The sequence below is a fragment of the Natrinema hispanicum genome (genome assembly GCF_900111485.1).
Taxonomy (GTDB): domain Archaea; phylum Halobacteriota; class Halobacteria; order Halobacteriales; family Natrialbaceae; genus Natrinema; species Natrinema hispanicum_A.
Genome location: NZ_FOIC01000004.1, coordinates 251,212 through 276,603 on the forward strand (window position 1 = coordinate 251,212; position 25,392 = coordinate 276,603).

The window sequence follows — 25,392 nt, forward strand, 5'->3', positions numbered from 1 at the left end:
CACACCGATCGCACGACAGTTGTGCGATCGGGTGTGCATTGATTTTCATACGGCAGTGACAGGAACCCGTATCAGTGGCTACATAGTTCGAGTCGGCCCCGTCTGTCGCCAGCTCATAGGGCTGGTGTGGTGGTGCGCTGCTCGCAGCGAAGGGCACTGTCCTATCCAATCAACGCGTGCCTGTCTTTCACCACTCATGAAATAACGCTTAATGCCGTCCCGGATGATTGATGTCCCTGTGCGGCTGTGCTCGACGGCTCGTACTATTCGATAGCCGTCAAGACGCTGTGAGGATACTATGGGGCAGGAACGACCCAAGGAGTGGTTCGTCACCGACACACGTGCGAATGCAGTACTCACGTGGGCGCTTACTGGGGCTCTTAGCATCACGGTGATCACGCATCTCTTTGCGGGCCGCTTCGTCGGCGCAGCGTTCGCGGCGGTCGCGGTGGCGGTTGCCGTCGTCCCGCCGCTGATCGCCCGATCGTGGACCCACACTCTTCCCTGGCCCCTGCTCACCATCGCATCGCTCCCACTCGCGCTCGCACCGCTTCAGCCGACGCTTCGCGTCCAGTTCGTCGTCGGTATCGGCGTCGCAGCACTCGGGATGCTCGTCGTCAGCGCACTCCAGCTCACGACGACGCTCCGGATGACACCCGCGTTCGCCGTGGTATTCGTCGTTATCGCCACGCTCGCCGTCGCCGGATTCTGGGCAGTCGGATCAGCGTTCGCTGCCGCGTATCTCGGCGGTACGTTCGCCGAGACGAACGACGAACTCATGCGGACGTTCAGCGTCGCGCTCATCGCAGGGCTCGCTTCGGGGCTCGTCTTTTGGCAGTACTTCCGATGGCAACTCCGCCGCACACACGCCACACCACCGCAGGAGGTGGAATCGACGTGACAATCCGCGAGCGGCTGCGGCTCGGTCCCGAACGGACCGTCCTGCTCGTCCGTGTTCTCCAACTCGTCATCCTCGCGATTCTCGTGGCCGGCCTCTGGCTCAAGAGTCTGGGCGTGGCCATCAATGCTGCCATTGGCCTCCTCGTGACACAACTCCCCGCGCTCTTCGAACGCCGCTATCAGTTCACGATGGACGCCGGGCTTGTCCTCTGGATTACGGTTCCGATGCTCCTGCACGCACTCGGGACGCTCCCGTTGCCCGGTCTCGATTTCATGACACCATACAGAGCCGTGTGGTGGTGGGATCACATGACCCACCTGTTCTCCTCCTCACTCGTCGCTGGGGTTGGGTATGCCACTGCACGAGCGCTAGACGTCCACACGGATGCCGTCCACTTTCCGCCGACGTTCATGTTCGCGTACCTCCTCCTCTTTATGATGGCGTTCGGCGTCATCTGGGAACTCCTCGAGTTCTACGTCAGCGTCACATCTCGACTCCTCGGCATCCCGGGAATCCTCACGCAGTACGGGATCGACGATACCATCCTCGACCTCGTCTATGACATGGTCGGTGGGCTGCTCGCTGCCGTCTTCGGGACCGCACACCTCACGGGCGTCTCAGACGAGTTAGCAGAGCGGTTGAGCGCCTGATCCGCCGCTGTAGCAGAGCCGAGCGTGCTCGCATCGTGTGTCGCTCGAGCGCTGAACTGAGGGTTGCTTCTCGCTGGCGCTGCATCTCGGAGAGGTAACATCGGCGCACAGAAGTTTGCGAGGGCAAGACGCTCCGTCTTGCCGCGCACTATGGTGAGTGCGAGGGGAGGGGATCGAACCCACGAACTCCTACGAGAGCGGATCTTGAGTCCGCCGCCGTTGACCGCTTGGCTACCCTCGCACGCATCTCACTCTGAGACGCTCGCAGGGGTTAAATCGTCCGATTGTCGCGTGAGCCACGCTCGATGACGAGACACGTCGCTCTTGAACCGACGAAACCGCTTTGCACGTGTAACACAGCGGACCCGCGCAGACGGACGCCTGTCAGTAGGATCCGGTGTTCCCGCAGGACAGATCGCGGGTGCACCGGGAACTCGAGACAGCAGGCCGTCTTACGTCGCTCGGCTCTCGAAGTCCGCTTCCGTGTACCGCCGATCGCAGTTCAGACACTGGTACCCCCCTTCGATGTGGGCGTACAGGCGTTCCCCGCAGTGCTGGCAGCGGCCGTATGGCTGAGCCATTACGCCAATATGGACCTCGTAACGGGATAAATACCGTGCTTACACTCGCTACGGACTGCCTAACCGACGGCATTACCCGTCCGTCGGTCCTCAAATCAACCATGGATGACCACACCCGCGATCCGACCGTCGACCCGCCGGCGGGAAACCCGACCGGCTGGAACGAGCCCGCGGGTCGCTGGGAGCATGCGACGTTGCGCCGGGCGACCGTCCACGGCGTGCAGTTGTTCAACGACGGTTCGTTCCACGAGTCTCACGACTGTTTCGAGGCAGAGTGGTACAACTACGGGGCCGGCACCACCGAGAGCAAGTTCTGCCATGGGATGGTCCAGGTGGCTGCCGGTGTGTACAAACGCGTCGACTTCGAGAACGACGACGGCATGCGGAGCCTCTTCGAGACGGCGCTGGGGTACTTACAGGACATCCCGCGTGACTACTACGGCGTCGACGTCCTCGCGGTCCGAACCACGCTAACCAACGCTCTCGAGGACCCGACGCGGATCGACGGCTGGCAGCTCACACTCGACGGCACACAGCCAGTCGCTCAAAGCGACGACTACGCGTACGCCGACGCGCTCGAGGAGTCATAGTGATGGGTCGCCCGCCGTGGCGCGCCGCCAAGAGTCCGAGTGTGGCATTTCCATACCGCAACGATCACGACCCCGACGCTGTGAAAGACCGAATCGCCTTTCCCGTTTCAGCCAAACAATTGAATAATGAGAGTTGCACAGCTCGGGTCGGGAACGCCGGAAATCGCAGTCGTCGCGGGCGTCCACGGGGACGAACCCTGTGGCGTCCGGGCCGTCGAGCGATTGCTCGACGAACGCCCGACCGTCAAACGCCCCGTCAAGCTCGTCGTCGCCAACGAGAAAGCGCTCGAGCGACAGGTGCGATTCGTCGATGAAGATCTAAATCGCGCGTTCCCCGGTGATCCGAACGCGAAGACACACGAAGGCCAGCTCGCAGCCGCCCTCGTCAACGAACTCGAGGGCTGTCTCACCTTCTCGATGCACTCCACGCAGAGTCACGCGGACCCCTTCGCCATCGTCAACGGCGTCAGTGAGACGGCCAAATCGATCGTCCCGCAGTTGCCCGTGACGGCAATGGTCGAAACGAGCAACTTCGCGGAGGGACGGCTTTTCTCGACGGTCGACACCGTCGAAGTCGAGTGTGGCCTGCAGGGCTCGGAGACGGCCGCCGAAAACGCCGATCGGCTGACGCGAGCGTTTCTCACTGCGGTCGCTGCGTTGCCCGGCGATACCGTCCGCCGTGATCTGCCCGTCTATCAGCTCACCGATGTCATCGACAAGGAACAGGCCGACACCTACGAGGTGTTCGTCGAGAACTTCACGGAAGTCGAAGCTGGCGCGCCGTTTGCCGCGGCCGACGGCGAAAAACAGATCGCCGACGAGTCGTTTTACCCGGTACTCATGTCGCCGAACGGCTACCGGAACGTCTTCGGGTACACCGCCGAGAAAGTCGACGTCCTCGAGTCACCGCCGGCGGCTGACTGACGGAGTCCAGTCCCGCAAGTCCCGAGGACGCAAGGCATATCCCCCTCACTGCCATACACGTTCGTATGGAGTTCCCACCGAACCAGGGTCTCGACCAGGAGGAGGTCAACGAGCAGGTCGCCGAAACGCTCGCGGAAAACGATGTCGTCCTCTTCATGAAAGGGACCGAACTGATGCCCCAGTGTGGCTACTCCCGCAAAGCCCTCGGGCTGATCAGCCAGCACCGCGACGAGTTCGAAACCGTCGACGTCCTCGAGTCGCTCGACGAGTATCGCGTGGCGCTCAACGAGCAAAGCGGCTGGGAGACGATTCCGCAGACGTTCGTCGACGGCGAGTTCGTCGGCGGCTCCGACATCTTAGAGGAACTCGACGAACGCGGTGAACTTGCCGAGACGCTCAACGCGGCGTAAGGCGTCCGACCGTGAACACAGATTTGTCACGAGTCGCATCTCACGGATTTAATAGCAGGTCATATAAGTCGCGGTCTCGTAGTAACAGACCACGACTGTCGCCGTAGACACCTTCCCACTATGTCAACAGAGGAATCCAGACACGTATATCGGCTGCACTCGACGCTCGAACTGCCCCTCGAAGATCTTCACGACCACATCGACGATGCAACGTTCCCTGACGGGGTCGACGATGTCGAAATCACGCGGCGCAACAACACACTGATTCTCAAAGCCGTCGCTGAGGATCAGTCCGTCAGCAAGTACACTCCGACGGCCCAGCTCAAAGCCAGCGTCACGGAAAACCGGGTCTACGAAGAGGATCCTGACGAGCGCCGGCAGAAGTCCTTTAGCTGGGACGAGGACGAAGAAGAGGAAATCGAATCCGAACTCGTCGAGTTCGCCGCGTTCAAAGGCGACCGCGAGACCGTCCTGCAGAACTCGCTGTTGCAGTATCAGATGTTCCTCGTTCTCTGTGGCATCGCCGAAGCCGCCGAGAAAGGCACCCTGACGGCGATCTCCGAGCGCAGTGGCGACCTCGAGGCGACCCGGATCGTCGACGGCGAACCGCGACCCGCCGACATCGAAGTCGTCGAAGGCCCCCGCGACCACAATTCGGGGCAAGGCGGCGTCAACTGGCGGGACAACAAGTTCATCAGCGACTGAATCGACGCGGCGCGTTCTTCGACCGAGTCGCACGTAACACGAATCGACGAGTGACTTCTCCGCGCTCGAATCCGCACCCGCATCACTAAACCACAGTCCGTGGTCACCGGCACGCATGGATGATGGTGTTGATACCGGCAGTGCTACTCGAGTCGCGATCGCTTGTCAGGGTGGCGGGAGCCACACGGCGTTCACCGCGGGCGTGCTCAAACGACTCCTTCGCGCATGTGCGACGCGTTCATACGAGCTCGTCGGCGTGAGCGGCACGTCCGGCGGCGCAGTCTGTGCAACCGCTGCCTGGTACGGACTCGTTACGAGCGGGACCGACCGCGCAGTCGAGACGCTCGATGCGATCTGGCGGGACTTCGCGGCACACTCGCCGCCGGACAGGATCGCCAACGACTGGCTTGTCTGGATGGCTGAGTTTGCCGCACGCGGCGGACCATTGCCGTTTTTCAGTCCGTACGAACTCCCCGCTGCCGAACTCGGGCGAGATCGGTTTCTCGAGACGCTCGAGTCGCACATCGAGTTCGATCGTGTTCCGGCACTCGCCGCCGACACGTCGATGGACCTGATCCTCGGCGCGGCAGACGTGACCGAAGGGAAGTTCAAAACCTTTCGCAACGAGGACGTCACCGCGAAGACAGTCCTTGCATCGGCAGCGATTCCGACGCTGTTCGAAGCCGTCGGGATCGACAATCACTGGTACTGGGACGGGCTGTTCTCGCAGAATCCGCCGATTCGGGACTTCCTGACGGTGCCAGAGAAGGCAGTTGACAAACCCGACGAGATCTGGATCATCCAGATCAATCCCAAACGGCGCGAAGACGTCCCCCAGTCGATGGAAGACATCGCCGACCGGCGCAACGAACTGGCAGGGAACCTCTCGCTGTATCAGGAAGTGTACTTCATCGAGACGATCAACGACCTGATCGAGAGCGGGAGCCTCCCGCAGGAATACAAGCCGATCGACATCGAGTTCATCGACCTGGGCAGCGACCTCTCATCGCCGTCGAAAGTCGACCGGGATCCAGCGTTCATCGATCGGTTGATAGAGCGAGGCCAGCGGCGCGCCGAACGCTTCCTCGACGGCCGGTCGTGATGCGGCAGGTATCCGAACTCATTGGACACAGTTACGGGCGATGGCCGTTGGACTCGAGCCAGCAACCTGACCGACAAGGACAGCAGCGATCTATCGGATTGACGTACCGTTCACCGAAGGCAGAACGGTGTATTTGGGACTCGGTGCGGTATGGACACCCCAAATGAACCTGTCATCCAGCCGACGACGGTTTCTGACGGGAGCGGCCGTCGGTGCGGCGACTGGCCTCGTCGGCACCGCATCGCGGTCAACAGCCGCCACATCCGACACGAATGGACCGGACGAAATTGAAGACCTGCCGGACGAAGTCGGCCTCGAGACGGTGATCGACGGGCTGGGGTTTCCGCTGGCCGTCGCATTCGCACCCGATTCGGATCGGCGGTACATTGCGGAACGAAACGGCCGCATTTGGGTCGATGAGTCCGACGGCCTCCGTGACGAGCCGTTGCTCGACCTGCGTGAGACGGTCGTCACCGGCGGTGAGCGGGGACTGATTGGCATGACACTTCATCCTGACTTCGCCGAGAACCGCCGGCTGTTCGTCCACTACAGCACACAGCGTCAACCCGGAACGCCACGGAAGTTCGACCACACGGGTGTCCTCGCGAGATTTGAGGCGACCGACGACGGGACGCGAGTGCGGTCGGACTCCGAACGCGTCGTCCTCGAGATTCCCCAGCCGGCGAACTTTCACAACGGCGGCGACCTCGCCTTTGGACCGGACGGCTACCTCTATGCCGGCATCGGTGCGGGCGGCGGCGGTGGTGGCGGCGGACAGGACGTGACGACGGATCTGCTCGGGAGCGTCATCCGAATCGACGTCGACGGCGGCTCGGCCGCCGGGGAATACACCATCCCTGACGACAACCCGCTGGTTGATCGCAAAGGGCTCGACGAATACTACGCGTGGGGGTTTCGGAATCCCTGGCGGCTGTCGTTCGACGACGGCGACTGCTTCGTCGCTGACGTCGGCGAGAACGACTACGAGGAAGTCAACCGCATCGAGAAGGGCGGCAACTACGGCTGGAACGTCAAAGAGGGAACCCACTGCTACCGAGGGAAGGACTGTCCGGACAAGGCATCCGGACCCGGTCTGGGCGGCGACCGGTTTCGGGACCCCATCATCGAGTATCCACACCCGCCGGCCGAGAAGAACGTCAGCGGCGTCTCAGTCATCGGCGGCTACGTCTCCCGGAGCGACACACTGCCGGCGCTGGAAGGCGCGTACGTCTTCGGCGATTTTGCGGCGAACGGGCGGCTGTTCGCCGCCACCCGTCCTGACGACGATGACGAACTCTGGCCAACGACTGCCATCGAGATCGCCGGCGAGACGACCCTCGAGCAGCTGTACTCGTTCGGCCGTGACGACGACGGTGCTGTCTATGCACTCGGCATGACTGCAGATACCGGCGGGCTCTTTCGCATCGTTCCCGAGACGTAGTCGGGCTTGTGTCTGGGTATCACAGTGTCTCGAGGGGAGCGAAGAGGTTCGGACCGTCTGCAAGCTACGCGGATAAGGATAGATGTTTCCCCACAACTTGCAAACGACGCCTATGGACGATCCGGGACAGTACGCGCTCGTCGGCCGCCTCGCCGTGGCAGCTGCCGTGATGGTCGCCCCGACGCTGTGTTTTCTGGGGCTGGTTCGCGGACTCGAGCGACTGCGGGACGACGATCTCATCAACGAGTGGGCACGGACACACGGCCACGGTCGAGACATGACTGACCACGACAACGTCTTCGCTGCGCTGTCGAACGAGGTGGACGTCGACGCCGGAAACGCCTCGACCGTTCGGTGTCCGGCGTGTGGAACGACGAACCGGGCAGGCGTGACGTACTGTCACGGCTGTCAGAGCCGACTCGAGTCGTTCTGACGGCTGGATCAGCGTGGGTGCAGTTGAAGGCCTAACGGCCGATGGCAGATGGAAGATGGAGCGACGGGTGGCCCTCGTCGGAGGTTCCGACAGAGCTTTCCGCCGACCCAAAGAATTTACCTCTCCTAATTATATCTAATTACGAGATGAGCGAGAACTTCCCCGACTACGTCGACGTTGACTATACCGACGGCGAAGGCGAAGATCCTGCGGACTACGCCCACATTCAGGACAAGATCGAGAAAGCGATCGAGGTCACCCGCGAAGGCCTCGAGTCCTACGAGAACCCTGCCGTCATGTGGACCGGTGGCAAGGACTCGACGCTGACGCTGTACTTCATCAAGGAGGTCGCCGACCGCTTCGACCTCGAGGTACCGCCAGCGGTCTTTATCGACCACTACCAGCACTTCGACGAGATCCACGACTTCGTCGACCATTGGGCCGACGAGTGGGACCTCGAAGTCATCTATGCACGCAACGAGGACGTCGGCGCGTACGTCGACGAACACGGCCTCGAGCCGGGCGACGACATCGACATCTCGGATCTCTCCGAGCACAACCAGCACCACGTCCGTGACATCCTCGAGTACGAGGAGGACACGTTCCCGTTCCTGCTTGACACCTACGTCGGCAACCACCTGCTGAAGACGGTCGCGCTCAACGACGCGCTCGAGGAGTACGATATCGACGGTGTCATCTCCGGCGTCCGCTGGGACGAACAGGAAGCCCGCGCCGACGAGACGTTCTTCTCGCCGCGTCACGACCCCGATATCTACCCGCCCCACGACCGCATTCAGCCCATCCTGCAGTTCGACGAGGCCGCCGTCTGGGACGCGTTCTGGAACTTCGTCGTGCCGGACACCGTCGAGAACTTCCCTGAGGAGGGCTACGTCCCCGAGAGCGACGACGACCTGCCGGAAGGCGTCGCACAGGACGACATCCCGATCTCGCCGAAGTACTTCGCCGGCTTCCGCTCGCTCGGCAGCGAAGTCAGCACCGAAAAGAGCGACCAGGAGCCTGCCTGGCTCCAGGACCTCGAGGGAACGACCGAACGCGCTGGCCGCGCCCAGGACAAAGAAGACCTGATGGAGCGCCTGCGCGATCTCGGCTACATGTAGGCCGGTCGCTGTCGACGGTCGCGTCACTCGCTAATTACTGATTTTGCGGCTGCAGCCACTCGAGCAAAGCACTGCCAGCTCGGGCAGAATACGTCGAACAGTCAGATAATCAATACAACCGATAACGCAGACTTCCCAGTCGTTATCGGCCTGCCGCGCGGTATTCGCCGTGTTTGACGCCGAGTGCGAGCATCAGTAAGCCAAACACGATCATCGACGGCGCGACCATCATCAGGACGGTATCCGCAGCCATCATCGGTGACGCGGCCAGACCGCCGACGCCGAGTGCGATTACGACGAGGAATACGGCTGCCGTCTTCGGAAGATCGAACTCCATGTGCGGGGGTTAGGAATCGGCCACCTAATGGTATCGGGAATCGGCAGTCCGTTCATATTACCGAGCGAAAGTCACTGATTTTGTCCGATACTATCGAAACAGGAGACCACGAATCGCGGCTACTCCTCGGAGGGACGAACCAGATTCGCAAGCGTCACCGCACCGCCGAGGACCCAGCCCAGCGGGAACGAGATCCCGAGCCACATCGCGACGTAAGCCGGCCCCTCGAGGCTGAAGTTGCTGCGCAGGTAGTCGTTGATGCCGCCGACGACCAACACGTTATCGAGCGCCCAGACGGCGAAGTCGTAGCTGGGATCGAGGACGTAGGGATGGAGCGACGGCGTCACGAGCGCGGCGACGACCGGCGGCAGGAACAGCGCCGTCATCGCGAACGGATAGGCAAGCAGGACCGAAAGCGCCCGGCCACCGAACTTTGAGGTGACAGCCGCAAGCGTGGTCGAGACGATCGCGACGGCGCTGGCGGCTGCGATCGCGAGGAAGGCGTCAAAGGGAACCTGATTTAGCACGTATGCAACCACCGACAACGTCCCCCAGCCGACGAGTGCGACGGCCGTGACGCCGACGATGCCGAGTCGCGTCCGCGTCGAGTCGAGTTTCGCCGCGTAAAAGCGGGTTGCGAGGCCAAGGACAGTCAACGGATAGAGGACGAGCAAGCCGATGACTCCCAAAGCGCTCCAGGTGTGATAGCCAACCTTCTGTGGCAGCGTCTCGGGCTTCCACTTGCCCATGACGGAGTGGCCGCGGCCACGTTGCCTGCGGAAGACGAGTTCCATCCAGGCCCCGTGTAACCGCTGAATGTCGGTCCTGACCGCGCCGACAAGCCCACCACCGCCACTACGTTGTGAGCGGGTAGACATACGCGAGCCAAAAAGCTGCCGTACCGTAAACTTTCCTGCTTTTTCTTTACACTCGATATATAGGTTTACTGCCACACTCGCAGAACCAACACTCGAGCGAACGCAAGACGGAAATCTCGACGGACTAGCTGTTCGCGCGCCGATCAGTTCCAGGGGGCGAAGTCGGGATCGACTTCGCGACTCGTCTCGTCGATGGCGTCGATGGCGTCGATGTCTTCGTCGTCGAGGTCCACCGCCAGCGATTCCCAGTTGTCCGTAATGTGATCTGCGCTGGTCGCCTTCGGAATCGCCGTTACGCCCTTCTCGCGTGCCCAGGCGAGGCTGACCTGTGCCTCGCTGGCGTCGTGTTTGTCGGCGATCTCCTGGATGTCGGGCTGGTCGAGGACCTGCCCACGGGCGAGCGGCGAGTAGCCGACGACCTCGACGTCGTGGGCCTCACAGGCCTCCCGAAGCTCCGCCTGTGGGAGCAGCGGATGCAACTCGACCTGATTTGCGAAGATCGGCACGTCACAGACATCGACGGCTTCCTCGAGCTGTTCGGGCTGGAAGTTGCTGACGCCGATGCGCTCGGTCAGGCCCTCGTCGACGAGCTCGGAAAAGGCCCCGAGGGTCTCCTCGGCGTCGTAGGTCCGGGACGGCCAGTGGACGTACAGCAGGTCAACGTAGTCGACGCCCAGTCGGTCGAGACTTTCGCGGGTCGTCTCGAGGACGTCGTCGTGTTCGAGGTTGTCGATCCAGACCTTGGTCGCGAGGAAGATCTCCTCGCGGTCGACGTCCGCAGCCGCGATTCCGTCGCCGACAGCGTCCTCGTTGCCGTAAATCTGGGCGGTGTCGATGTGTCGGTAGCCCATCTCGAGCGCCGTCCGAACGCTTTCGGCACACTGCTCGGGGTCCTCGTTTTGCCAGGTGCCGAGACCGAGCATCGGCATGCCATCAGCGATCGGACACGTCTCTGGCGGAATCGTATCAGCGTCGGAAGTCACCATGTGAGACCGAACGGGCAGAACGCGAAAAGAGGTTTTGGTACCGGCCAGCGGTTCGCCTTGCGACAGCGAAATTGACGAGGATTCGATATGTGCCTCGAGAACGACATCGACGGCTGACTCGCACGAGACGGGTCCTGGATCACCATCGGTCACTGGTACAGGTGGTCCCAGGGGCGTTCGCGCTCGAGCGCCGCACTGGCCGCGAGGACATCGTCATCGGCGAACCGCCGGCCGACGAGTTGGAGACCGACGGGATGGCCGCGGTCGGTCAGTCCCGCAGGGGCGGACGCAACGGGGTGGCCGGTCCAGTTGAACGGCCACGTCAACGGCCACTCCCAGGCGTCGGTCTCGAGGACGTCGTGGAGACCGAGGTCCGCTCGCGAGAGCGTCGGCGTCACGAGCAGGTCGTACTCGTCGAGGATAGTCTGGATGGTATCGTACATGTCCGTGCGGACGATACCCGACCGCGCGATGTCGTCCGGGCCATACTCCTCGCCGATGTCGAGCATCGCGAGCAGACTGTCCGAAACCTCGTCGGGGTGGTCCCGGAGGTCGACCCCGTGGGCTTCCTCGAGCAGGGTCGCGCTCTCTATGACGCCGGTCGCGTACGGTGCCATTGCTGCCTCGCTGAGTTCGGCCATGGTGTAGCCGTGGTCGATGTCGACCGGCTCGACGGTCGCACCGGCAGTTGCGAGCGCGGCGACCGTGTCATCGATGACTGTCTCGACCGCCTCCGTCACCGGGAAGACATCGAGAGCCGGACTGTACGCGATGCGATAGTCGTCGATGGGGGACTCGAGCGCGCCGCGATATTCGATGTCGACGGGAACGGCGTTCGGATCGGCTGGATGTGGCCCAGCCATCACCGACAGGGCCACTGCGGCGTCTTCGACGGTCCGGGTTATCGGTCCCGCAGTCGTGTGCTGAGTCTCGCGACCGAAGGCGTTCGGTCTGCGGTCGTCGGGCACTAACCCGAAGGTCGGCTTGAACCCGTAGACGCCACAGGCGGCGGCCGGGATACGCACCGACCCGCCCGCGTCGCTGCCCGTTGCGATCGGCGTCATCCCGGCGGCGACCGCTGCCGCAGACCCACCTGAAGAACCACCGGCGTTCAGGTCGGTGTCGATCGGCGACGCCGTCGCCCCGATCAGTTCATTGTCGGTCGTCCCCTTGTGGCCCAGTTCCGGGGTGTTCGTCTTCCCGATCACGATCGCACCGGCGTCCTCGAGCCGTTCGACGATCGCCGCCGTCCGATCGGCAACGTGGTCCGAAAAGAGCGCCAACCCGTACGTGTGACGGACGCCCGCTTTCTGTGCGCCAAGGTCTTTGAGCGCTACCGGCACGCCGTGGAGCGGCCCCACGTCCTCGCCGGTCTCGTGAGTCACTTCGCTCCCCGCGCGACTCACCGACGCGCGTTGTTCATCGCGCTCCGCGAGCGCGCGGTCTGCGTCCGCGGCTTCCTCGAGCGCCCCGTCTCGACAGACCGTGACGAATGCGTTGATCTCGTCGTCGCGGTCGTCGATTCGCTCGAGGTAAGCCTCGACTACCTCGGTCGCCGTGACGTCGCCGGTTCGGATCCGGGCTGCGAGTTCCGTCGCAGAAAGTCGGGTGAGGTCCGGGGCGCGTGCCATGTGACTAAAACCGCACGCGGGCGAGATAGACGTTATCATGATCGCCGTGGGCAGTTCGATTGGGTCGTCGATCGTCCGGCGTTCGCACCGCGATACGCTCGCTGGAGGATAGGGATGGGGCGGCTCAACGGGTAACGCGGGCCAACCGAGCAGTGAGCGGCGAACAAACAGCAGCGATCACTGGTACATCCGTAACGGCTGGGCCTGAGAGCTCTCCTCTCGTCCGATCGCCTGCATCTGTTGTGCCAGCCGCTCCCGTTTCGCTCGGATCTCCGCGGCTCTGTCAACGAGATCCTGCACGTCGACATCGATGTCGGCGATCGGGCTGACACCGTCCTCGAGCAGCACGCTCGCGGCTTCGGGATCGGGGAACTGCGGATCACACTCGACGACGAGGCCGATACTGTCGTGGTTCTCCTGTGCGGCGCGGTTGATGAGCGCCCCCGTCGGCCCAGTAATGACGCCGTCCTCGGGCGGGATCGGGACCTCGGTCGCCTCGAGTCGCTCGTCACCCTCGCCGGTCGTAATCCCGTAGAGATCGGGCTGGTCCGCCTCGTCACGGTCGGCGGGGAGACCGCTGAGATAGATCGGCGTCGCAGCCTGATCGACGATCCAGTTAGTCAGACAGGTAGCGACGGTTTCGACGGCTCTGGAGCTGATCGGTGCGTCGCTCTGAAGGGCGACCAGATCCTGTTCCTCGCTGACGTAGAGCCGTACCGGCGGGCGTACCGTCCGATCGCCACCCCGATAGACACCGATCCGAGGCAGTCCCTCACAGTGGACGCTCGCGTAGTAGCGCATCTGGAGTTGCTCGACGAGGTGGTCGGTCGCGATCTTTCCAACGAGACCGACGCCCGGGAATCCCTCGACGAGCGTCGGGTTCTCGAGGTCCGGTTCCGGCCCATGAATGTGGATTCCTGTCATATGTAAATTGAGGGGTGTCAGCCGTATAAAATCGATGGCGAATGCCGTCGTGTCGCCCCACGCCGGTGGAGAGCGGGCGACCAGCGCCGTCGGTTCCAGACTGGCACTGGCACTCGAGTGGAACGAAGGCGGCGGCGATTCGACTGCTGCCGCCCGCTTCGAAACCCACAAACGCCGGGCACTCGAACTCGCGGCCAATGGAGCCACTCGAGCGGTATCGGTCGATTATCGACGATTTCGACGCCTTTCTCGCGGCCTGTAAGCGGCCGCTCGGCAACGCCGTCCGCGTGAATACGATCAAGGCCTCAGTCGAGCGAACGCTCGCGGCCTTAGACCGAGAGGGTGTCGGCTACGACCAGGCCGACTGGAACCCTCGCGTCTTGGATCTCGAGACCGACTCGCCGGGATCAACGTGGACCTCGTTTCACGGCTGGACACACGGCCAAGAGGAGGTCTCGGCGGTACCGGCGGTCGTCCTCGATCCGCAGCCCGGTGAACGGGTCTGGGACAGCTGTGCCGCACCGGGTGGGAAAGCGACCCAACTGGCGGCACTAATGGACGACCGCGGGACGGTCGTCGCCAACGACAACAACCTCGGACGCATCTCGGCGCTGCGATTCAACGCCGAACGCCTCGGCGCGACCAGTCTCGCGGTGACCAACGCGGACGCACGCAACTACTCGCTCAACCGCTTCGACTTCGACGCGTTCGATCGGACGTTGGTTGATGCGCCCTGTTCCTGTGAAGGAACGATCCGGAAGAACCCCGACGCGCTCGACAACTGGTCGGAAGGTCATCTCTCCTCGGTCGCGGGCATCCAGAAAGGGATTATCCGCCGGGCGATCCAGGCCACCCGCGAGGGCGGCACCGTCGTCTACTCGACGTGTACCTTCGCCCCCGAGGAAAACGAGGCCGTCGTCCAGCACGCCCTCGAGACCGAATCCTGTCGCGTCGTCGACTTCGATCTCGGCCTCGAGCACTCGTCAGGGCTAACTGAGTGGGACGGCGAAACCTACGACTCGAGTCTCGAGAAGGCGGCCCGGATCTATCCCCACCAGAACGACACCGGCGGCTTCTTCGTTGCGAAGTTGGAGGTGACCGCGTAATGAGCGACGACGGAACGAACGACGGCCAGCGGTTCGATCGCCTGCCCGCAACCGACGCCGAGCGAACCGTCGAGGGGCGCGCAACGCGCGCAGAGGTCGTCGACTACTTCGCGGATCGCTTCGGGATTTCGCCCGAGACCTTCGACGACTACACCTTCTGGGAGAAAGGCGCGGGCAAGATCTGGATCTACAGCGGCGACGCGCCGACGCCGATCGAGATCGAAGCGATCGGCATGACCTGCCTGCGGACCCGACAGGAACACTGGAAGCCCACGACGGACTTCGTCCAGCGCTTCGGCCGGGAAGCGAGCGACTGCGTGATCGAACTCGACCACGAGCAGGCCCAACGGTTCGCAACCGGCGAGGATCAGGACCTCGCATGGGACGGCGACTGGGGCTACCTCATCGCGGCTCACGACGTCGCCGGCGAGTTAGAGCCGATCGGCATCGGCCTCTACGTCCACGGCGAACTGCGCTCGATGGTGCCGAAAGGGCGACAGCGCGACCTCGAGTCCTAACAGCCCTCTCGACGCGATCGGACTACAGCGGCGCGCCCACCAGCACGAGCTTTGCGCGCTCGTCGCCGCGGTTGTGGATCTGTCGCGTTTCGCCGGGATCGAGTCGAATCGCCTCGTCGGGCTCGAGTGTCACCGTCTCGTCGGCGTCCGGCAACTCGATATCGACCGTGCCCGTGATGACGTAGTACACCTCCTCCTGTCCGGACTCGGTCTCGTCGTGTTCCATTCCCTTGCCATCTGGCTCGAGTTCGAGGACGGAGATACCGAGTTCGTCCGTCTCGAGGGGTGCTTTGAGAAACCACATGCCGCCCCACTCGTCGTCGATGACTGACTCGGGATCGGTCTTGGCTGCGATATCGTATCCCATACCTGGACCTCTTCGTTTCGAGCCTTAACTTCGGGGGCGAAGCCCGCCGTTCGGGTCGGCGAGAGACGGCGCGACGCGATTGGATCGCATGGTCCAGTGTCCGACAGTATAAGCCACCACAGCACACAACGGGACGTATGCGATCGTCAGCGGCGAACGCGGAACTGGCGCTGCTTCTCGAGGTGGCGGGCACGCCCAAACCGGGCAACGTCGACCGCCAGCGCGACCTCGCGGACCTTCGATTTGAACACTTCCTCGCTGGTGCGGTGGGTGCCCGCGAGGGGCTCGCACTGGCGGCCGACGGGGCTGCGGTCGGGCCGGCCTTCGAGCGGACCGTCGCAGGGATGGCCACACAGAAGGGCGACAACACGCAGTTCGGTGCACTCCTATTGCTCGTCCCGCTCGTCCGGGCTGCCCGCGAAGATCTCTCCCAGCCCGTTGCCGAAGCCGTCGTCCGCGAGACGACAGTTGGAGATGCAGCGGCGTTCTACCGCGCGTTCGACCACGTCGATGTGGGTGTGGCCGACCCCCCGGCAGATATGGACGACCTCGACGTCCGCCGCGGCTCGGACGCGGTGTCGGCCGTCGAGAGACACGGGCTGACCCTCTTCGAAATCATGGAGCGAAGCGTGCCGGGTGATGACGTCGCCCGCGAATGGGTACAGGGATTCGACCGCTCCTTTGCAGCGGCCCGGCGACTCGCCGAGGCTGACGGCCCGGTGACCGACCGAACCGCGACGATCTTTCTTTCCCTGCTCGCCGAACGTCCCGATACGCTCGTCGCGACGCGCCACGACGAGGCGACCGCACGGGAAGTGACCGACCGAGCTGAGGAACTGGTCGCGGACGACGCCCTCGAGACGGACCAGGCTGCTGTCGAAGCCTTCGCTGACGACCTCGTCGAGCGTGGGATCAACCCGGGAACGACGGCCGATATCACCGCGGCCGGGCTGTTCATCGCCCTCGAGCACGAGGCGATCACTGTATGAGCGACGAGGGACAGCCGACGGCGGCGTGGCCCGTGGCCCTCTCGGGCGTGACCGAATCGGTCGTGACCACGCTGGGACCGAACAGGCTGTGGAACGCTGCCCCGCTCGGCATCCACGCCGGCGAGCCCGTCACCGCGCGGACGTGGGGCAACACCCGCACCCGCCGGAACTTCCACCGCCAGGGCGAAGGCTACGTCCAGTTCGTCGACGATCCGGTCGTCTTCGCTGACGCCGCGCTCTCGATCGTCGAATTCGAAGAGCCGATCCTCGAGTCCGCGTGTGCCTGGACCCGCGTGACCGTCGAACAGGTCGACGCCGGCAGCGAGGGCGACACCGACTGGGAGGAGTGGGAGCTTCGGCCACTTGAGTCGGGGATCGAACGCGAAACGGTCCCGACGATCGACCGCGGGTTCGGAGCCGTCATCGAAGCGACCGTCGCCGCGTCGCGACTCGGCGTCGCTGACTACGACGACGCCGCGCTTCGAGACCGGCTGGCGTACTTCGAGTCGGTCGTCGACCGTGCCGGCGGCCCGCGCGAACGCGAGGCGCTCGAGCGCGTGCGCGAGCACTCATCGTGGTGAATCGCTACGGCGAACGCGCCACTCGTATGCGAGTATGACGGTCGACCGGCGATGGCACTGCTCGGCTGGCGGCGGCTTCGACAGGGCGGAGGATTTTGTCGGTCGGAGTGATAGGACGTGGTATGTCGGTCGCGATGTCCGACCAGCGCGAGTGGCTCGTCAGTTCGTCGGTTACGGTTCAAACGAAGAGTCGCAGTCCGGGAGGTCGATGATCCGGTGTCGATCCACGTCGATCTCGAGCTCATCGCCCTCGTCGCGGCCATCGTCGGGTTCGGCACCGCAGCCCAGTTTCTTGCCGCGAAATACCGCGTTCCCAGCGTGTTGTTTCTCATCGTCGCGGGCATTACGATCGGCCCCGAGGGACTGGGCATCATCACGACCGAGACCTTCGGAGATGCGCTCTCGACGATCGTCGGCGTGAGCGTCGCGATCATCGTCTTCGAGGGATCGTTTCGACTCACGTTTGAGACCGTCCGAACCGCACCGCAGGCGGCCAAGCGGTTGATCACGATCGGTGCAGCACTGTCGTTTTTCGGAACCGCGCTGACCGTGCGGCTCTTCCTCAATGCGAACTGGGACGTCGCGTTTCTCGTCGGTGCGTTACTGGTCGCGACTGGACCAACGGTCATCACGCCGATTCTCGCGGTGATATCCGTCCGCGAGGAGGTCGCAACGATCCTCGAGACCGAAGGCATCATCAACGATGTCACCGCCGCGATCCTTGCAGTCGTCATCTTCAAGACGATGACGGCGCAGGAACTCGCACCGAGAGGGTTCATCGTTCTCTTCATAGAGCGGCTCGGACTGGGAATCATCACGGGGCTGGCGATTGCAGGCGTCGTCTGGTATCTCCTCACGCGGGTCGATCTTCCGGAACAAGCAGCGCCACAGACGGCCCGGTTGCTCGCGTTGGCCGGAGCCGTTATCGCGTTCGCGATCGCGGATTCGGTGTTCTCGGAGGCCGGCATCGCGGCCGCGGCCACCACGGGCTTTACCCTCGGCAACCTCAAGCTACCCCATCGAGAGGGAATCCTGCGATTTAATCAGGACGTGACGCTGCTTGTCCTCTCGTTTATTTTCATCACGCTCGCGGCGTTGCTCGAGTTCTCCGAACTCCGCGCACTCGGACCCGCCGGGCTTGCGGTCGTTGGAGTGGTGACGGTGCTGCTCCGCCCGCTGAGCGTCTTCATCTCGACGACTGGCGGAGAGTTCCCGATCCGCGAGCGGCTGTTTATCAGCTTCATCGGCCCGCGCGGGATCATTCCGGCCTCGGTCGCGACGCTGTTTGCGATTCGCCTCGAGACGACTACGCCGCCGACGGATCCCGCAGGTGCGGATATCTTACTCGGCACGGTCTTTCTCATCATCCTCGTCACGGACGTCGTCGAGGCAGGCTTTGCGAGACAGATCGCAGCCGCGTTCGGCGTCGTTGAGTCAGCGGAATAGCGGGAGTTCGTTGGGAGAGACACCTCTCGTGGACGACAACGCATCGCTGGCCGGTACAGACGGCAGCCACAAACAGCGACTCTCGTTCGAGAAGGGCCACAACGGGTCACGATTACGTGGGCATCTCGTCTCAATCCGGCCTCGTTCAGCGCATCGCGACGCAACGTACCCATTCCCCCATGGTCGTCAATCGGTGGAAATGGTGCGTTATAAGGGCCTCTAGACGGAAACCCCTGTATGGCAATCAAACCGGCCTACGTCAAGAAGACCGGCAACCTCCTCTTGGAGCAGTACCCGGAGGCGTTCACGACCGACTTCGAACAGAACAAAGAAAGCGTCGAGAAGCTCACCAACGTCGATTCCAAAGGTGTTCGTAACCGCATCGCGGGATACGTAACCCGAAAGAAAGGCGCACAAGTGCCTGCGTAAGTCGGTTTTCTTATACTAGCGACGGAACGTCACTGCACACCCGATCGCACGACAGCGAGAGCGATCGGCGTGTCACTCGTTTCATACGGTCTGCTGTCCCGATGTCCCGGTGGGACCGCAGTGCGGGTCGCGGTTGCACCGGACATGACTGACAGTAGTCCGTATCAGTGGTCCTTTCTCCGAGAAGCTGCCCAAGCGCGACGAAGAGCTACGGACTCAGCAGGCTCGAGAAACAATATCGAATCGTCACAAACGGCGATCTATTCGCCGAACCCGGGCTCCATGTAGGCTGCGGCAGTAAGCGCCACGAGGGCGAGGGTGAGCCCGAACACGAGCGCGACGGCCCCGGTCAAGATATCGAGCTGATAGCCGATCACAGGGAACACGCCGTCGTTGTAGCCCGTCCACGCGATAAAGACGGACAGCAAGGTAGTGACGGCCGCGACAGCCGTCGCCCCCATGCTGAACGGCGTCTCGAGCAGTCCTCCGTTGCGGGTACTCGCGGTCGAACTCGTCATCGGAACCACCTCTGGCCAGTGGCCTCGCGTCGATCCTGTCGGTAGTGCATCGGTTTCTAGGTACTGCTCCCGTTTCTTAATATCTTCTATCCGAACTAGCGAAGCGCCTGTGATGGCGTGTCCTCGCCATCAGCAACGCTATCGTGCTCGATTGGCAGCGGAGAGCCACTCACTCGAGCAACTCTGTCGACTGACATGCGCTACCGAAAACCCAAACGGTTTTGCGGACACGACTCGGAGTGGCGGAAAATGGCAGTACGAGTAGGCGTACTCGGTGCGACCGGTGCTGTTGGACAGCGACTTATCCAACTGCTCGACCCGCACCCTGATTTCGAGATCGCAGCACTGACCGCAAGCGACGCAAGCGCCGGCAAGACGTATCGTCAGGCCGCAAAATGGCGCGTCGACAGTCCAATTCCGGACGATGTCGCCGGCATGACCGTTACAGCGACCGACCCCGACGACGTTCCAAACGACGTCGACCTGCTGTTCTCGTCGCTCCCCTCGAGCGTCGGCGAGGCCGTCGAGCCTGGCTTCTGTGACGCAGGCTACGTCGTCTCCTCGAACTCCTCGAACGGCCGAATGGACGAAGACATTCCCCTCGTGATCCCAGAGGTCAACGCCGACCACCTCGACTTACTCGAGGTCCAGCGCGACGAGCGTGGCTGGGACGGCGCGATGGTCAAAAACCCCAACTGCTCGACGATCACCTTCGTCCCCACACTCGCCGCCCTCGAGGAGTACGGCCTCGAGAAAGTTCACGTCGCGACCCTGCAGGCCGTCTCGGGCGCGGGCTACGATGGCGTCACCTCGATGGAGATCATCGACAACGCCATCCCACACATCGGCGGCGAAGAGGACAAACTCGAGACCGAATCGAAGAAACTGCTGGGTAGCTTCGACGGCGCGGAACTCTCGCTCAACGACGTCGAAGTCGGTGCCTCGTGTAACCGCATCCCAACGATCGACGGCCACTTAGAGAACGTCTTCGTCGAGACCGCCGAGGACCTCACCCCCGACGAGGCCGCCGAGGCCATGCGCGTGTACCCGAGCCTCGACCTGCCCTCCTCGCCGGACCAGCTGATCGAAGTCTTCGAGGACCCCGAGCGGCCACAGCCACGTCTCGACCGCACCCTCGGCGACGGCATGTCGGTCGCCGCCGGCGGCATTCGTGAATCGACGTTCGGCCTGCAGTACAACTGTCTCGCACACAACACGATGCGCGGCGCGGCCGGGGCGAGCGTGCTCAACGGCGAACTGCTGCTCGAGAACGGCTATCTCTAGCGTCGGCAGCTAATCAGCCGACATTCCGTTCAGCGGCTCGCGTGACCGTTCATTTCTGAGAGGGTAGTCGAGAGCTACCCCGTTTTAAAACGTTGACTGTTCAATCGGAGTCACTTCGGTGGTTGGTCCGATAGGGCGTGGTATGGAAACCGAAACCGCTCTCTGCAAATCACGTCCGCAGGACGGACACGATGCCTATCAGGCCCAGCCGGACCAGCCGCTCAGCGAAGCGGTCATCGAAGCGATCGCAGCAGAGTCCGATCTGGACGCCCTCGAGATCGCAGACGAATTCGGCCCGCTGTACGACGCGATCGATCCGACTGCACTCGATTCGCTGTTTCAGTCTGCCGGGGAGACAACCCAGACCGTCGGCTGTGTAACGTTCGCCTACGCCGGCTACCGGATTTCAGTCGACCAGACCGGACGAGTCGTCCTTACCGAACGCCAGTAACAAGGCACTCGACACTGCTGCCGTCAGACACGACGACAGTGTCACTGTTACCGAGCGAACGAGTCACCAGCGTCTCACGAGCCGAAAAACAGCGCGAGAGCATACCGAAGGACGAGGTAAACAGGACGATGAGTCGGGGTAGAGACCCTGCACTGTTCGCTGAAGGTCCTGTTAGGGACACTGCCGACTTGCTGAATCGTTGGCGTCCCGCGCTCGAGCGCGTCCATCCTAGTGATGGAGAGGAACCGTATGCTCGTGGTTGGTCCCTCCCACGATTCGTACAGTTCCCTGTCACTGGGTCCTGGTACACCCATAGGGCGGTCGCGGCCGGCCGGCACTGACTGACAGCAGCCCGTCTCAGTCAGTGAACGGCTGTCGATCAGGGGAGTACTTGATTCTCGAGGTCAGCATCCGCGCCGTCCGCATCGATCCGGCGAACGTTTTCGGCGACGATATCGGCCAGTCGGTCGTAGTACTGTGGCGTGTGGCCTGCGTTATGTGGTGTGAGCTGAACGTTCTCGAATGTCCACAGCGGATGCTCCTCGGGCAGCGGTTCCGGATCGGTGACGTCCAGTGCGGCCCCGCGGATCCAATTCGACCGCAGTGCCTCGACTACCGCATCCGTCTCGATGACCGGGCCGCGAGCGACATTGACCACCACTGCATCGGGGTCAATCGTCACGAACGCCTCGCGGTCGAGCAACCCGTGGGTCGTCTCCGTCAGAGGACACGCTAACACGAGATAATCCGTCCGCGCAAGCGCATCATCGAACGCCCCGCCCTCGAAGCCGATCACCTCGTCGGTTGGCCCACCCTTTGCAGGCGTGTAGCGGACGCCGATCGTCTCGACGCCGAACGGCTCGAGGCGCTCACAGACTGCCTGCCCGATCGCGCCCAATCCGACGACGGTGACGGTCGATCCCTGCAGCTCGTGGGCCTTGTAATGTCGCCACTCACGGCGACGCTGGCGACGCGCGCCGACGTGGAACCGCCGGGTAAAGTACAGAATCGACCCCAGTACGTGCTCTCCGATATTCGGCCCGTGGACACCCGACGCGTTAGTCACCGTGACGTCACGGTCCGCGAGTTCATCGAGGGGAAGATGACCGGTCCCTGCATAGGCGCAGGCAAAGGCCGAAAGCTCGTCAGCGCGCTCAAGGAGCTCTTCCTCGAGCGTCATTCCAGTGACGAACGTCGCGTCCCGGATCGCCTCGCGCTCGGCGGCCGGCGTGCGCGCGAGCGCGACGGTGTGGTCCGGGAGTCGATCGCGGATTGCAGCAGCGTACTGTTCAATTGGAATCCCGTGGGTTCCCCTCCGAAGCACGAGCACGTCCGGCGCGTCGGCATCGCTCATGATCATGCCCTCGCCCAGCGCGCTCAAAAGCGTTCGTCTCGCGGCACCGTATCGTTCGCACCCGAGAGAGACGGAGACGGTCAACACCGTACCGAAACAGCCAGCGATCGAACCCGGCGCAGTCTGTCGAAACCTCCCTCGCAGTTTTTATAATGGCTCACTGAGTCCAAATGGCGTATGGAACGCGTAGACGTCGCGATCGTCGGCGGTGGCCCCGCGGGCGCGTCCGCGGCCGAACAGGCCGCCGCCCACGGCGCAGAGACGGTGCTCTTCGAGCAAGGGGTCCCGCGCGAGGATCGAGAGGAGGTCGGTCCCGATTCGACCGACGCCGCCGGGATGCTCGACTACTGGATCGACATCATGGGGTTCGATTACCGTGAGATCCCCGACGACGTCATCCTGCAGGAACTCGAGGCCACGGAGTTTATCGGCCCGAACAGCGCCGTCGAGTTGCGGACGACCGGGATCGACGCCAGCTATCCCAAGTTCGGCTACACCTTCCACCGCGCGCGCATGGATGACTGGCTCTACGAACGCGCGACTGAGGCGGGTGCCGACCTGCGTGTCGGCGTCGGCGTCAAATCCCTCGAGACCGACCTCCGAGCGACGAGTCCGCAAGGGCCGACCCACACGCTGGCGCTCTCGAACGGCGACGAACTCGAGGCCCAGTACGTCGTCCTCGCGGACGGCCCACAACGGCGGATCACGCTCGAGGCGCTCGATCAGTTTACCCCACCGGGCCGAAGCGTCTCCGACTACCTCTCGCCGCCGGAGGCAAACCATATCGCGTACCAAGAGTACCGGGAGTTCCCCGAGGAGTTGTTCGCGGAGTTCGAGGACACCCTCACGTTCTGGTGGGGATACATGCCGGGCGAAACTGCCTATCCGTGGGTCTTCCCGAACGACGGCACAGTCGCCCGTGTTGGGCTGACGATGCCAATCGGGATGGAACTCAACGATGTCGACAACCCAGGAAGCTACAAGCTCTTGCGGCCCGACGACCAGAAACTCCCATCGGGAGCGGAATATATCAGCCGCCTGCTCGAACAGGAGTACGGCGACGAGTACGCCATCGAGGAAGACATTCCCCGCGTCGAGGATCGCGGGAAGTCCAAGGGGACGGAAACCTACCCCATCTCGTCGACGCGACCGATCGAGTCACCCGTCGGCGCGAATATCGCCGTCGCTGGCGGTGCGATGGGAACCACCTCAGCGTTCCACGAGGGTGGCTACCACGTCGCCGTCCGCACCGGCAAAATCGCCGGTCGACTGGCCGGGACGAACTCGCTCGAAAACTACAACGACGTCTGGAAACGCGCGGTTGGCGACGAGATCCTGCGCAACGTGGCCTTCGCAGAGATCGTCGACGACTACGATCCAGATGACTGGGACTGGGCATTCAATACTGTCAGCAATATGCAAGGCGGCAGCGGTGATAACGTCCTGCTCAGCAAACGGTACACTGCCGGACTCGACGCAGTGAAACTCCTCACAGCGTACAAACGGCGCAAATTCGGGTACCGCGACGGCCGCTACGTCCAGCTATCGGAAGCAGACTATCTCTACTAATACGGTCTGCTATCTCGATTTCCCGCCGGCACTGACGCACAGTAGTCCGTCTGATACTGCCTGCTGTCGGGACTTCCGTTGCCACGCCGATCCTGTGGTCGTTCCAAACCGGACTGCCATTGCAGTTCCTCCGACGATTTGAAGTGGTCGCTTCAGGGGACGACGTGAGAGCCAAGAGAGAATCGCTGTAAAGCAGACCAACTACGATCGCGACTCGTCGCCGCTGCTGTTTGACTCACTTGGGCCGCCACCATTGCCTTGTTACTAACCGGCAGTGTGACCATCCACAGCGCACGAGGCCCTCACGAACGTCGGTCGACAGATTACGGCAGCTCATCCGGATCCGTCTCGATCACCCGAAGCTCCGACGGCTCACAGTCACAGAACGTCGATTGACCGAGCGGCTGGAAACTGCCGTCGGGCCAGATCTGAACGATACCGATCTCTCCACAGCGATCGCACGTCGCCGCTGCGCGTTGCTTGTCGTCGTTACCCACAGCATCACCTCAAGGACCGCCCTACCACAGCGAGCGGTGAAAAACCCTCGTGGCAGTGCCACCCTCGATGGGATGCCATCCACGGCGCGACCCGGCTTCACTGTATTTGCGTGTGCTTCGACACGGTCAACAGTCACGAGGACGGGAACTGACGGCTCGAGCCTGCAAGAGTTAAACGGGTCGCGTCCCTAGGGGAACTGCGTGCCTTTAGTCCCCGTCCGAGCAGACCCATTCGGGTGCGATGACAGCACGGCGAACCCGGGCACGCGACAGTAGTACTCGGAGAACGCATCGCGTTCTCCCGCCCGGCACGAGGGTTAGCCAGCTGACACGGCATGCCGCCACGGGATGAGGCTGGACGTTAGTGTTCCGGGCGTACACGTTCTCTCTCCAGAGTGAAATCTCACTCGAGACTGGTCAGTTTGAGGACGCCGTGAACTTCTGGAGTAGCGATTGGAAGCTACTGCACACCGGCTATACGGCCGCTATATGTCGTTTCAGTTGTTACTATGAAGAGTGAGGAGTGTGATCGTCAGTGTTGTTCGTAACTAGTGGTACGTATGAAATGCAGAAAGCCCCACACAGCCACCGCGAACGCGGTCGCTCTGTGGAGCTATCGTATAGAGTATGAGTGGAGGCGGCGAATCGACGTTCCCAGAGGGTCGCCCACTC

At 62.8% G+C, this 25,392-nt stretch carries 30 protein-coding genes and 1 tRNA gene; 20 read left to right on the forward strand and 11 right to left on the reverse strand.

Features of this window, described 5'->3' with window-relative positions; translation table 11 throughout:
• The first annotated feature begins 298 nt into the window (after positions 1-298).
• Positions 299-901, forward strand: a complete 603-nt coding sequence (locus BSG09_RS06190) for a hypothetical protein (RefSeq protein WP_092931202.1) — start codon at positions 299-301, stop codon at positions 899-901.
• On the forward strand, positions 898-1,551 hold the full coding sequence (locus tag BSG09_RS06195; protein WP_092931204.1) for a hypothetical protein: 654 nt from the start codon (positions 898-900) through the stop codon (positions 1,549-1,551). Before BSG09_RS06190 ends, BSG09_RS06195 begins: the two co-directional genes overlap by 4 nt.
• A 158-nt stretch (positions 1,552-1,709) precedes the next feature.
• Here the strand turns inward: BSG09_RS06195 and BSG09_RS06200 are convergent.
• Positions 1,710-1,792: transfer RNA gene (locus BSG09_RS06200), tRNA-Leu, on the reverse strand.
• Between the two features lie 211 nt (positions 1,793-2,003).
• Entirely contained in the window at positions 2,004-2,132 is a 129-nt protein-coding gene (locus BSG09_RS21545; protein ID WP_008013006.1) for a hypothetical protein, read from the reverse strand.
• A gap of 101 nt (positions 2,133-2,233) precedes the next feature.
• Between BSG09_RS21545 and BSG09_RS06205 the strand changes: the two genes are divergently transcribed.
• From BSG09_RS06205 to BSG09_RS06240, 8 genes are all read left to right on the forward strand, one after another.
• Positions 2,234-2,722, forward strand: a complete 489-nt coding sequence (locus BSG09_RS06205) for a DUF309 domain-containing protein (RefSeq protein ID WP_092931206.1) — start codon at positions 2,234-2,236, stop codon at positions 2,720-2,722.
• Between the two features lie 126 nt (positions 2,723-2,848).
• Positions 2,849-3,646 (forward strand): M14 family metallopeptidase, encoded by a 798-nt coding sequence (locus BSG09_RS06210; protein ID WP_092931208.1) that lies wholly within the window; start codon positions 2,849-2,851, stop codon positions 3,644-3,646.
• Between the two features lie 65 nt (positions 3,647-3,711).
• Positions 3,712-4,056, forward strand: coding sequence for a glutaredoxin family protein (locus tag BSG09_RS06215; RefSeq protein WP_092931211.1), 345 nt, complete (start codon positions 3,712-3,714; stop codon positions 4,054-4,056).
• Positions 4,057-4,176: 120 nt separating this feature from the next.
• Positions 4,177-4,761, forward strand: a complete 585-nt coding sequence (locus tag BSG09_RS06220; RefSeq protein ID WP_092931213.1) for a DUF7110 family protein — start codon at positions 4,177-4,179, stop codon at positions 4,759-4,761.
• A 115-nt stretch (positions 4,762-4,876) separates the two neighbouring features.
• Complete coding sequence (locus BSG09_RS06225; protein WP_092931215.1) at positions 4,877-5,863, forward strand: patatin-like phospholipase family protein; 987 nt, start codon at positions 4,877-4,879, stop codon at positions 5,861-5,863.
• Between the two features lie 163 nt (positions 5,864-6,026).
• Entirely contained in the window at positions 6,027-7,304 is a 1,278-nt protein-coding gene (locus BSG09_RS06230) for a PQQ-dependent sugar dehydrogenase (RefSeq protein WP_092931217.1), read from the forward strand.
• Between the two features lie 112 nt (positions 7,305-7,416).
• Positions 7,417-7,737 (forward strand): DUF7577 domain-containing protein, encoded by a 321-nt coding sequence (locus BSG09_RS06235; RefSeq protein ID WP_092931219.1) that lies wholly within the window; start codon positions 7,417-7,419, stop codon positions 7,735-7,737.
• A 146-nt stretch (positions 7,738-7,883) separates the two neighbouring features.
• Positions 7,884-8,855 (forward strand): phosphoadenosine phosphosulfate reductase family protein, encoded by a 972-nt coding sequence (locus tag BSG09_RS06240; protein ID WP_092931221.1) that lies wholly within the window; start codon positions 7,884-7,886, stop codon positions 8,853-8,855.
• Positions 8,856-8,997: 142 nt separating this feature from the next.
• On the opposite strand, the gene BSG09_RS06245 is transcribed toward BSG09_RS06240, so the two are convergent.
• From BSG09_RS06245 to BSG09_RS06265, 5 genes are all read right to left on the reverse strand, one after another.
• Positions 8,998-9,192: a DUF7333 family protein gene (locus BSG09_RS06245; RefSeq protein WP_092931223.1), complete on the reverse strand. Its 195-nt coding sequence runs from the start codon at positions 9,190-9,192 to the stop codon at positions 8,998-9,000.
• Positions 9,193-9,311: 119 nt separating this feature from the next.
• Entirely contained in the window at positions 9,312-10,070 is a 759-nt protein-coding gene (locus BSG09_RS06250; RefSeq protein WP_092931225.1) for a hypothetical protein, read from the reverse strand.
• A 143-nt stretch (positions 10,071-10,213) separates the two neighbouring features.
• Positions 10,214-11,056: an aldo/keto reductase gene (locus BSG09_RS06255; RefSeq protein WP_092931295.1), complete on the reverse strand. Its 843-nt coding sequence runs from the start codon at positions 11,054-11,056 to the stop codon at positions 10,214-10,216.
• Positions 11,057-11,205: 149 nt separating this feature from the next.
• Positions 11,206-12,687 (reverse strand): amidase, encoded by a 1,482-nt coding sequence (locus BSG09_RS06260; protein WP_092931227.1) that lies wholly within the window; start codon positions 12,685-12,687, stop codon positions 11,206-11,208.
• Positions 12,688-12,864: 177 nt separating this feature from the next.
• Positions 12,865-13,611 (reverse strand): proteasome assembly chaperone family protein, encoded by a 747-nt coding sequence (locus BSG09_RS06265; protein ID WP_092931229.1) that lies wholly within the window; start codon positions 13,609-13,611, stop codon positions 12,865-12,867.
• 34 nt (positions 13,612-13,645) lie between these two features.
• Here BSG09_RS06265 and BSG09_RS20115 point away from each other — a divergent pair, with 34 nt between their 5' ends.
• Genes BSG09_RS20115 through BSG09_RS06275 form a run of 3 tightly spaced genes read left to right on the forward strand, consistent with a single transcriptional unit; the run spans position 13,646 to position 15,235 of the window.
• Positions 13,646-13,873, forward strand: coding sequence for a hypothetical protein (locus BSG09_RS20115; RefSeq protein ID WP_139246190.1), 228 nt, complete (start codon positions 13,646-13,648; stop codon positions 13,871-13,873).
• Positions 13,809-14,717, forward strand: coding sequence for an RsmB/NOP family class I SAM-dependent RNA methyltransferase (locus BSG09_RS06270; protein WP_092931231.1), 909 nt, complete (start codon positions 13,809-13,811; stop codon positions 14,715-14,717). The genes BSG09_RS20115 and BSG09_RS06270 overlap by 65 nt, the downstream gene beginning before the upstream one ends.
• Positions 14,717-15,235 carry a DUF7122 family protein gene (locus tag BSG09_RS06275; protein WP_092931233.1) on the forward strand — a complete coding sequence of 173 codons (519 nt, stop codon included), beginning with the start codon at positions 14,717-14,719 and terminating at the stop codon, positions 15,233-15,235. The genes BSG09_RS06270 and BSG09_RS06275 overlap by 1 nt, the downstream gene beginning before the upstream one ends.
• 22 nt (positions 15,236-15,257) lie before the next feature.
• Here BSG09_RS06275 and BSG09_RS06280 read toward each other — a convergent pair whose 3' ends face one another.
• Positions 15,258-15,602: a cupin domain-containing protein gene (locus BSG09_RS06280; protein ID WP_092931235.1), complete on the reverse strand. Its 345-nt coding sequence runs from the start codon at positions 15,600-15,602 to the stop codon at positions 15,258-15,260.
• Between the two features lie 137 nt (positions 15,603-15,739).
• Here BSG09_RS06280 and BSG09_RS06285 point away from each other — a divergent pair, with 137 nt between their 5' ends.
• The 4 genes from BSG09_RS06285 to BSG09_RS06300 all read left to right on the forward strand — a co-directional run bounded on the left by BSG09_RS06285 (position 15,740) and on the right by BSG09_RS06300 (position 19,047).
• Positions 15,740-16,591, forward strand: coding sequence for a triphosphoribosyl-dephospho-CoA synthase (locus BSG09_RS06285; protein WP_092931237.1), 852 nt, complete (start codon positions 15,740-15,742; stop codon positions 16,589-16,591).
• Positions 16,588-17,172 (forward strand): DUF447 domain-containing protein, encoded by a 585-nt coding sequence (locus BSG09_RS06290; protein WP_092931239.1) that lies wholly within the window; start codon positions 16,588-16,590, stop codon positions 17,170-17,172. Before BSG09_RS06285 ends, BSG09_RS06290 begins: the two co-directional genes overlap by 4 nt.
• Positions 17,173-17,388: 216 nt before the next feature.
• Positions 17,389-18,618, forward strand: coding sequence for a cation:proton antiporter (locus BSG09_RS06295; RefSeq protein ID WP_092931241.1), 1,230 nt, complete (start codon positions 17,389-17,391; stop codon positions 18,616-18,618).
• 237 nt (positions 18,619-18,855) lie between these two features.
• A complete protein-coding gene (locus tag BSG09_RS06300) occupies positions 18,856-19,047 on the forward strand; it encodes a 30S ribosomal protein S17e (protein WP_008013056.1) in 192 nt (63 codons plus the stop codon).
• 260 nt (positions 19,048-19,307) lie between these two features.
• Here the strand turns inward: BSG09_RS06300 and BSG09_RS06305 are convergent, their stop codons facing one another.
• Complete coding sequence (locus tag BSG09_RS06305) at positions 19,308-19,565, reverse strand: hypothetical protein (RefSeq protein WP_394328105.1); 258 nt, start codon at positions 19,563-19,565, stop codon at positions 19,308-19,310.
• 249 nt (positions 19,566-19,814) lie between these two features.
• On the opposite strand from BSG09_RS06305, the gene asd reads away from it, so the two are divergent.
• Together asd and BSG09_RS06315 are read left to right on the forward strand one after the other, a co-directional pair.
• Positions 19,815-20,849: an aspartate-semialdehyde dehydrogenase gene (asd, locus tag BSG09_RS06310; RefSeq protein ID WP_092931245.1), complete on the forward strand. Its 1,035-nt coding sequence runs from the start codon at positions 19,815-19,817 to the stop codon at positions 20,847-20,849.
• Positions 20,850-20,991: 142 nt separating this feature from the next.
• Positions 20,992-21,300 carry a HalOD1 output domain-containing protein gene (locus BSG09_RS06315; protein ID WP_092931247.1) on the forward strand — a complete coding sequence of 103 codons (309 nt, stop codon included), beginning with the start codon at positions 20,992-20,994 and terminating at the stop codon, positions 21,298-21,300.
• Between the two features lie 379 nt (positions 21,301-21,679).
• Here the strand turns inward: BSG09_RS06315 and BSG09_RS06320 are convergent, their stop codons facing one another.
• On the reverse strand, positions 21,680-22,654 hold the full coding sequence (locus tag BSG09_RS06320; RefSeq protein ID WP_092931298.1) for a D-2-hydroxyacid dehydrogenase: 975 nt from the start codon (positions 22,652-22,654) through the stop codon (positions 21,680-21,682).
• A 177-nt stretch (positions 22,655-22,831) separates the two neighbouring features.
• Here BSG09_RS06320 and BSG09_RS06325 point away from each other — a divergent pair, with 177 nt between their 5' ends.
• Entirely contained in the window at positions 22,832-24,223 is a 1,392-nt protein-coding gene (locus BSG09_RS06325; protein ID WP_092931248.1) for an NAD(P)/FAD-dependent oxidoreductase, read from the forward strand.
• Positions 24,224-24,546: 323 nt separating this feature from the next.
• Here BSG09_RS06325 and BSG09_RS20695 read toward each other — a convergent pair whose 3' ends face one another.
• Positions 24,547-24,720: a hypothetical protein gene (locus BSG09_RS20695; protein ID WP_175542151.1), complete on the reverse strand. Its 174-nt coding sequence runs from the start codon at positions 24,718-24,720 to the stop codon at positions 24,547-24,549.
• Positions 24,721-25,392 lie beyond the last annotated feature (672 nt).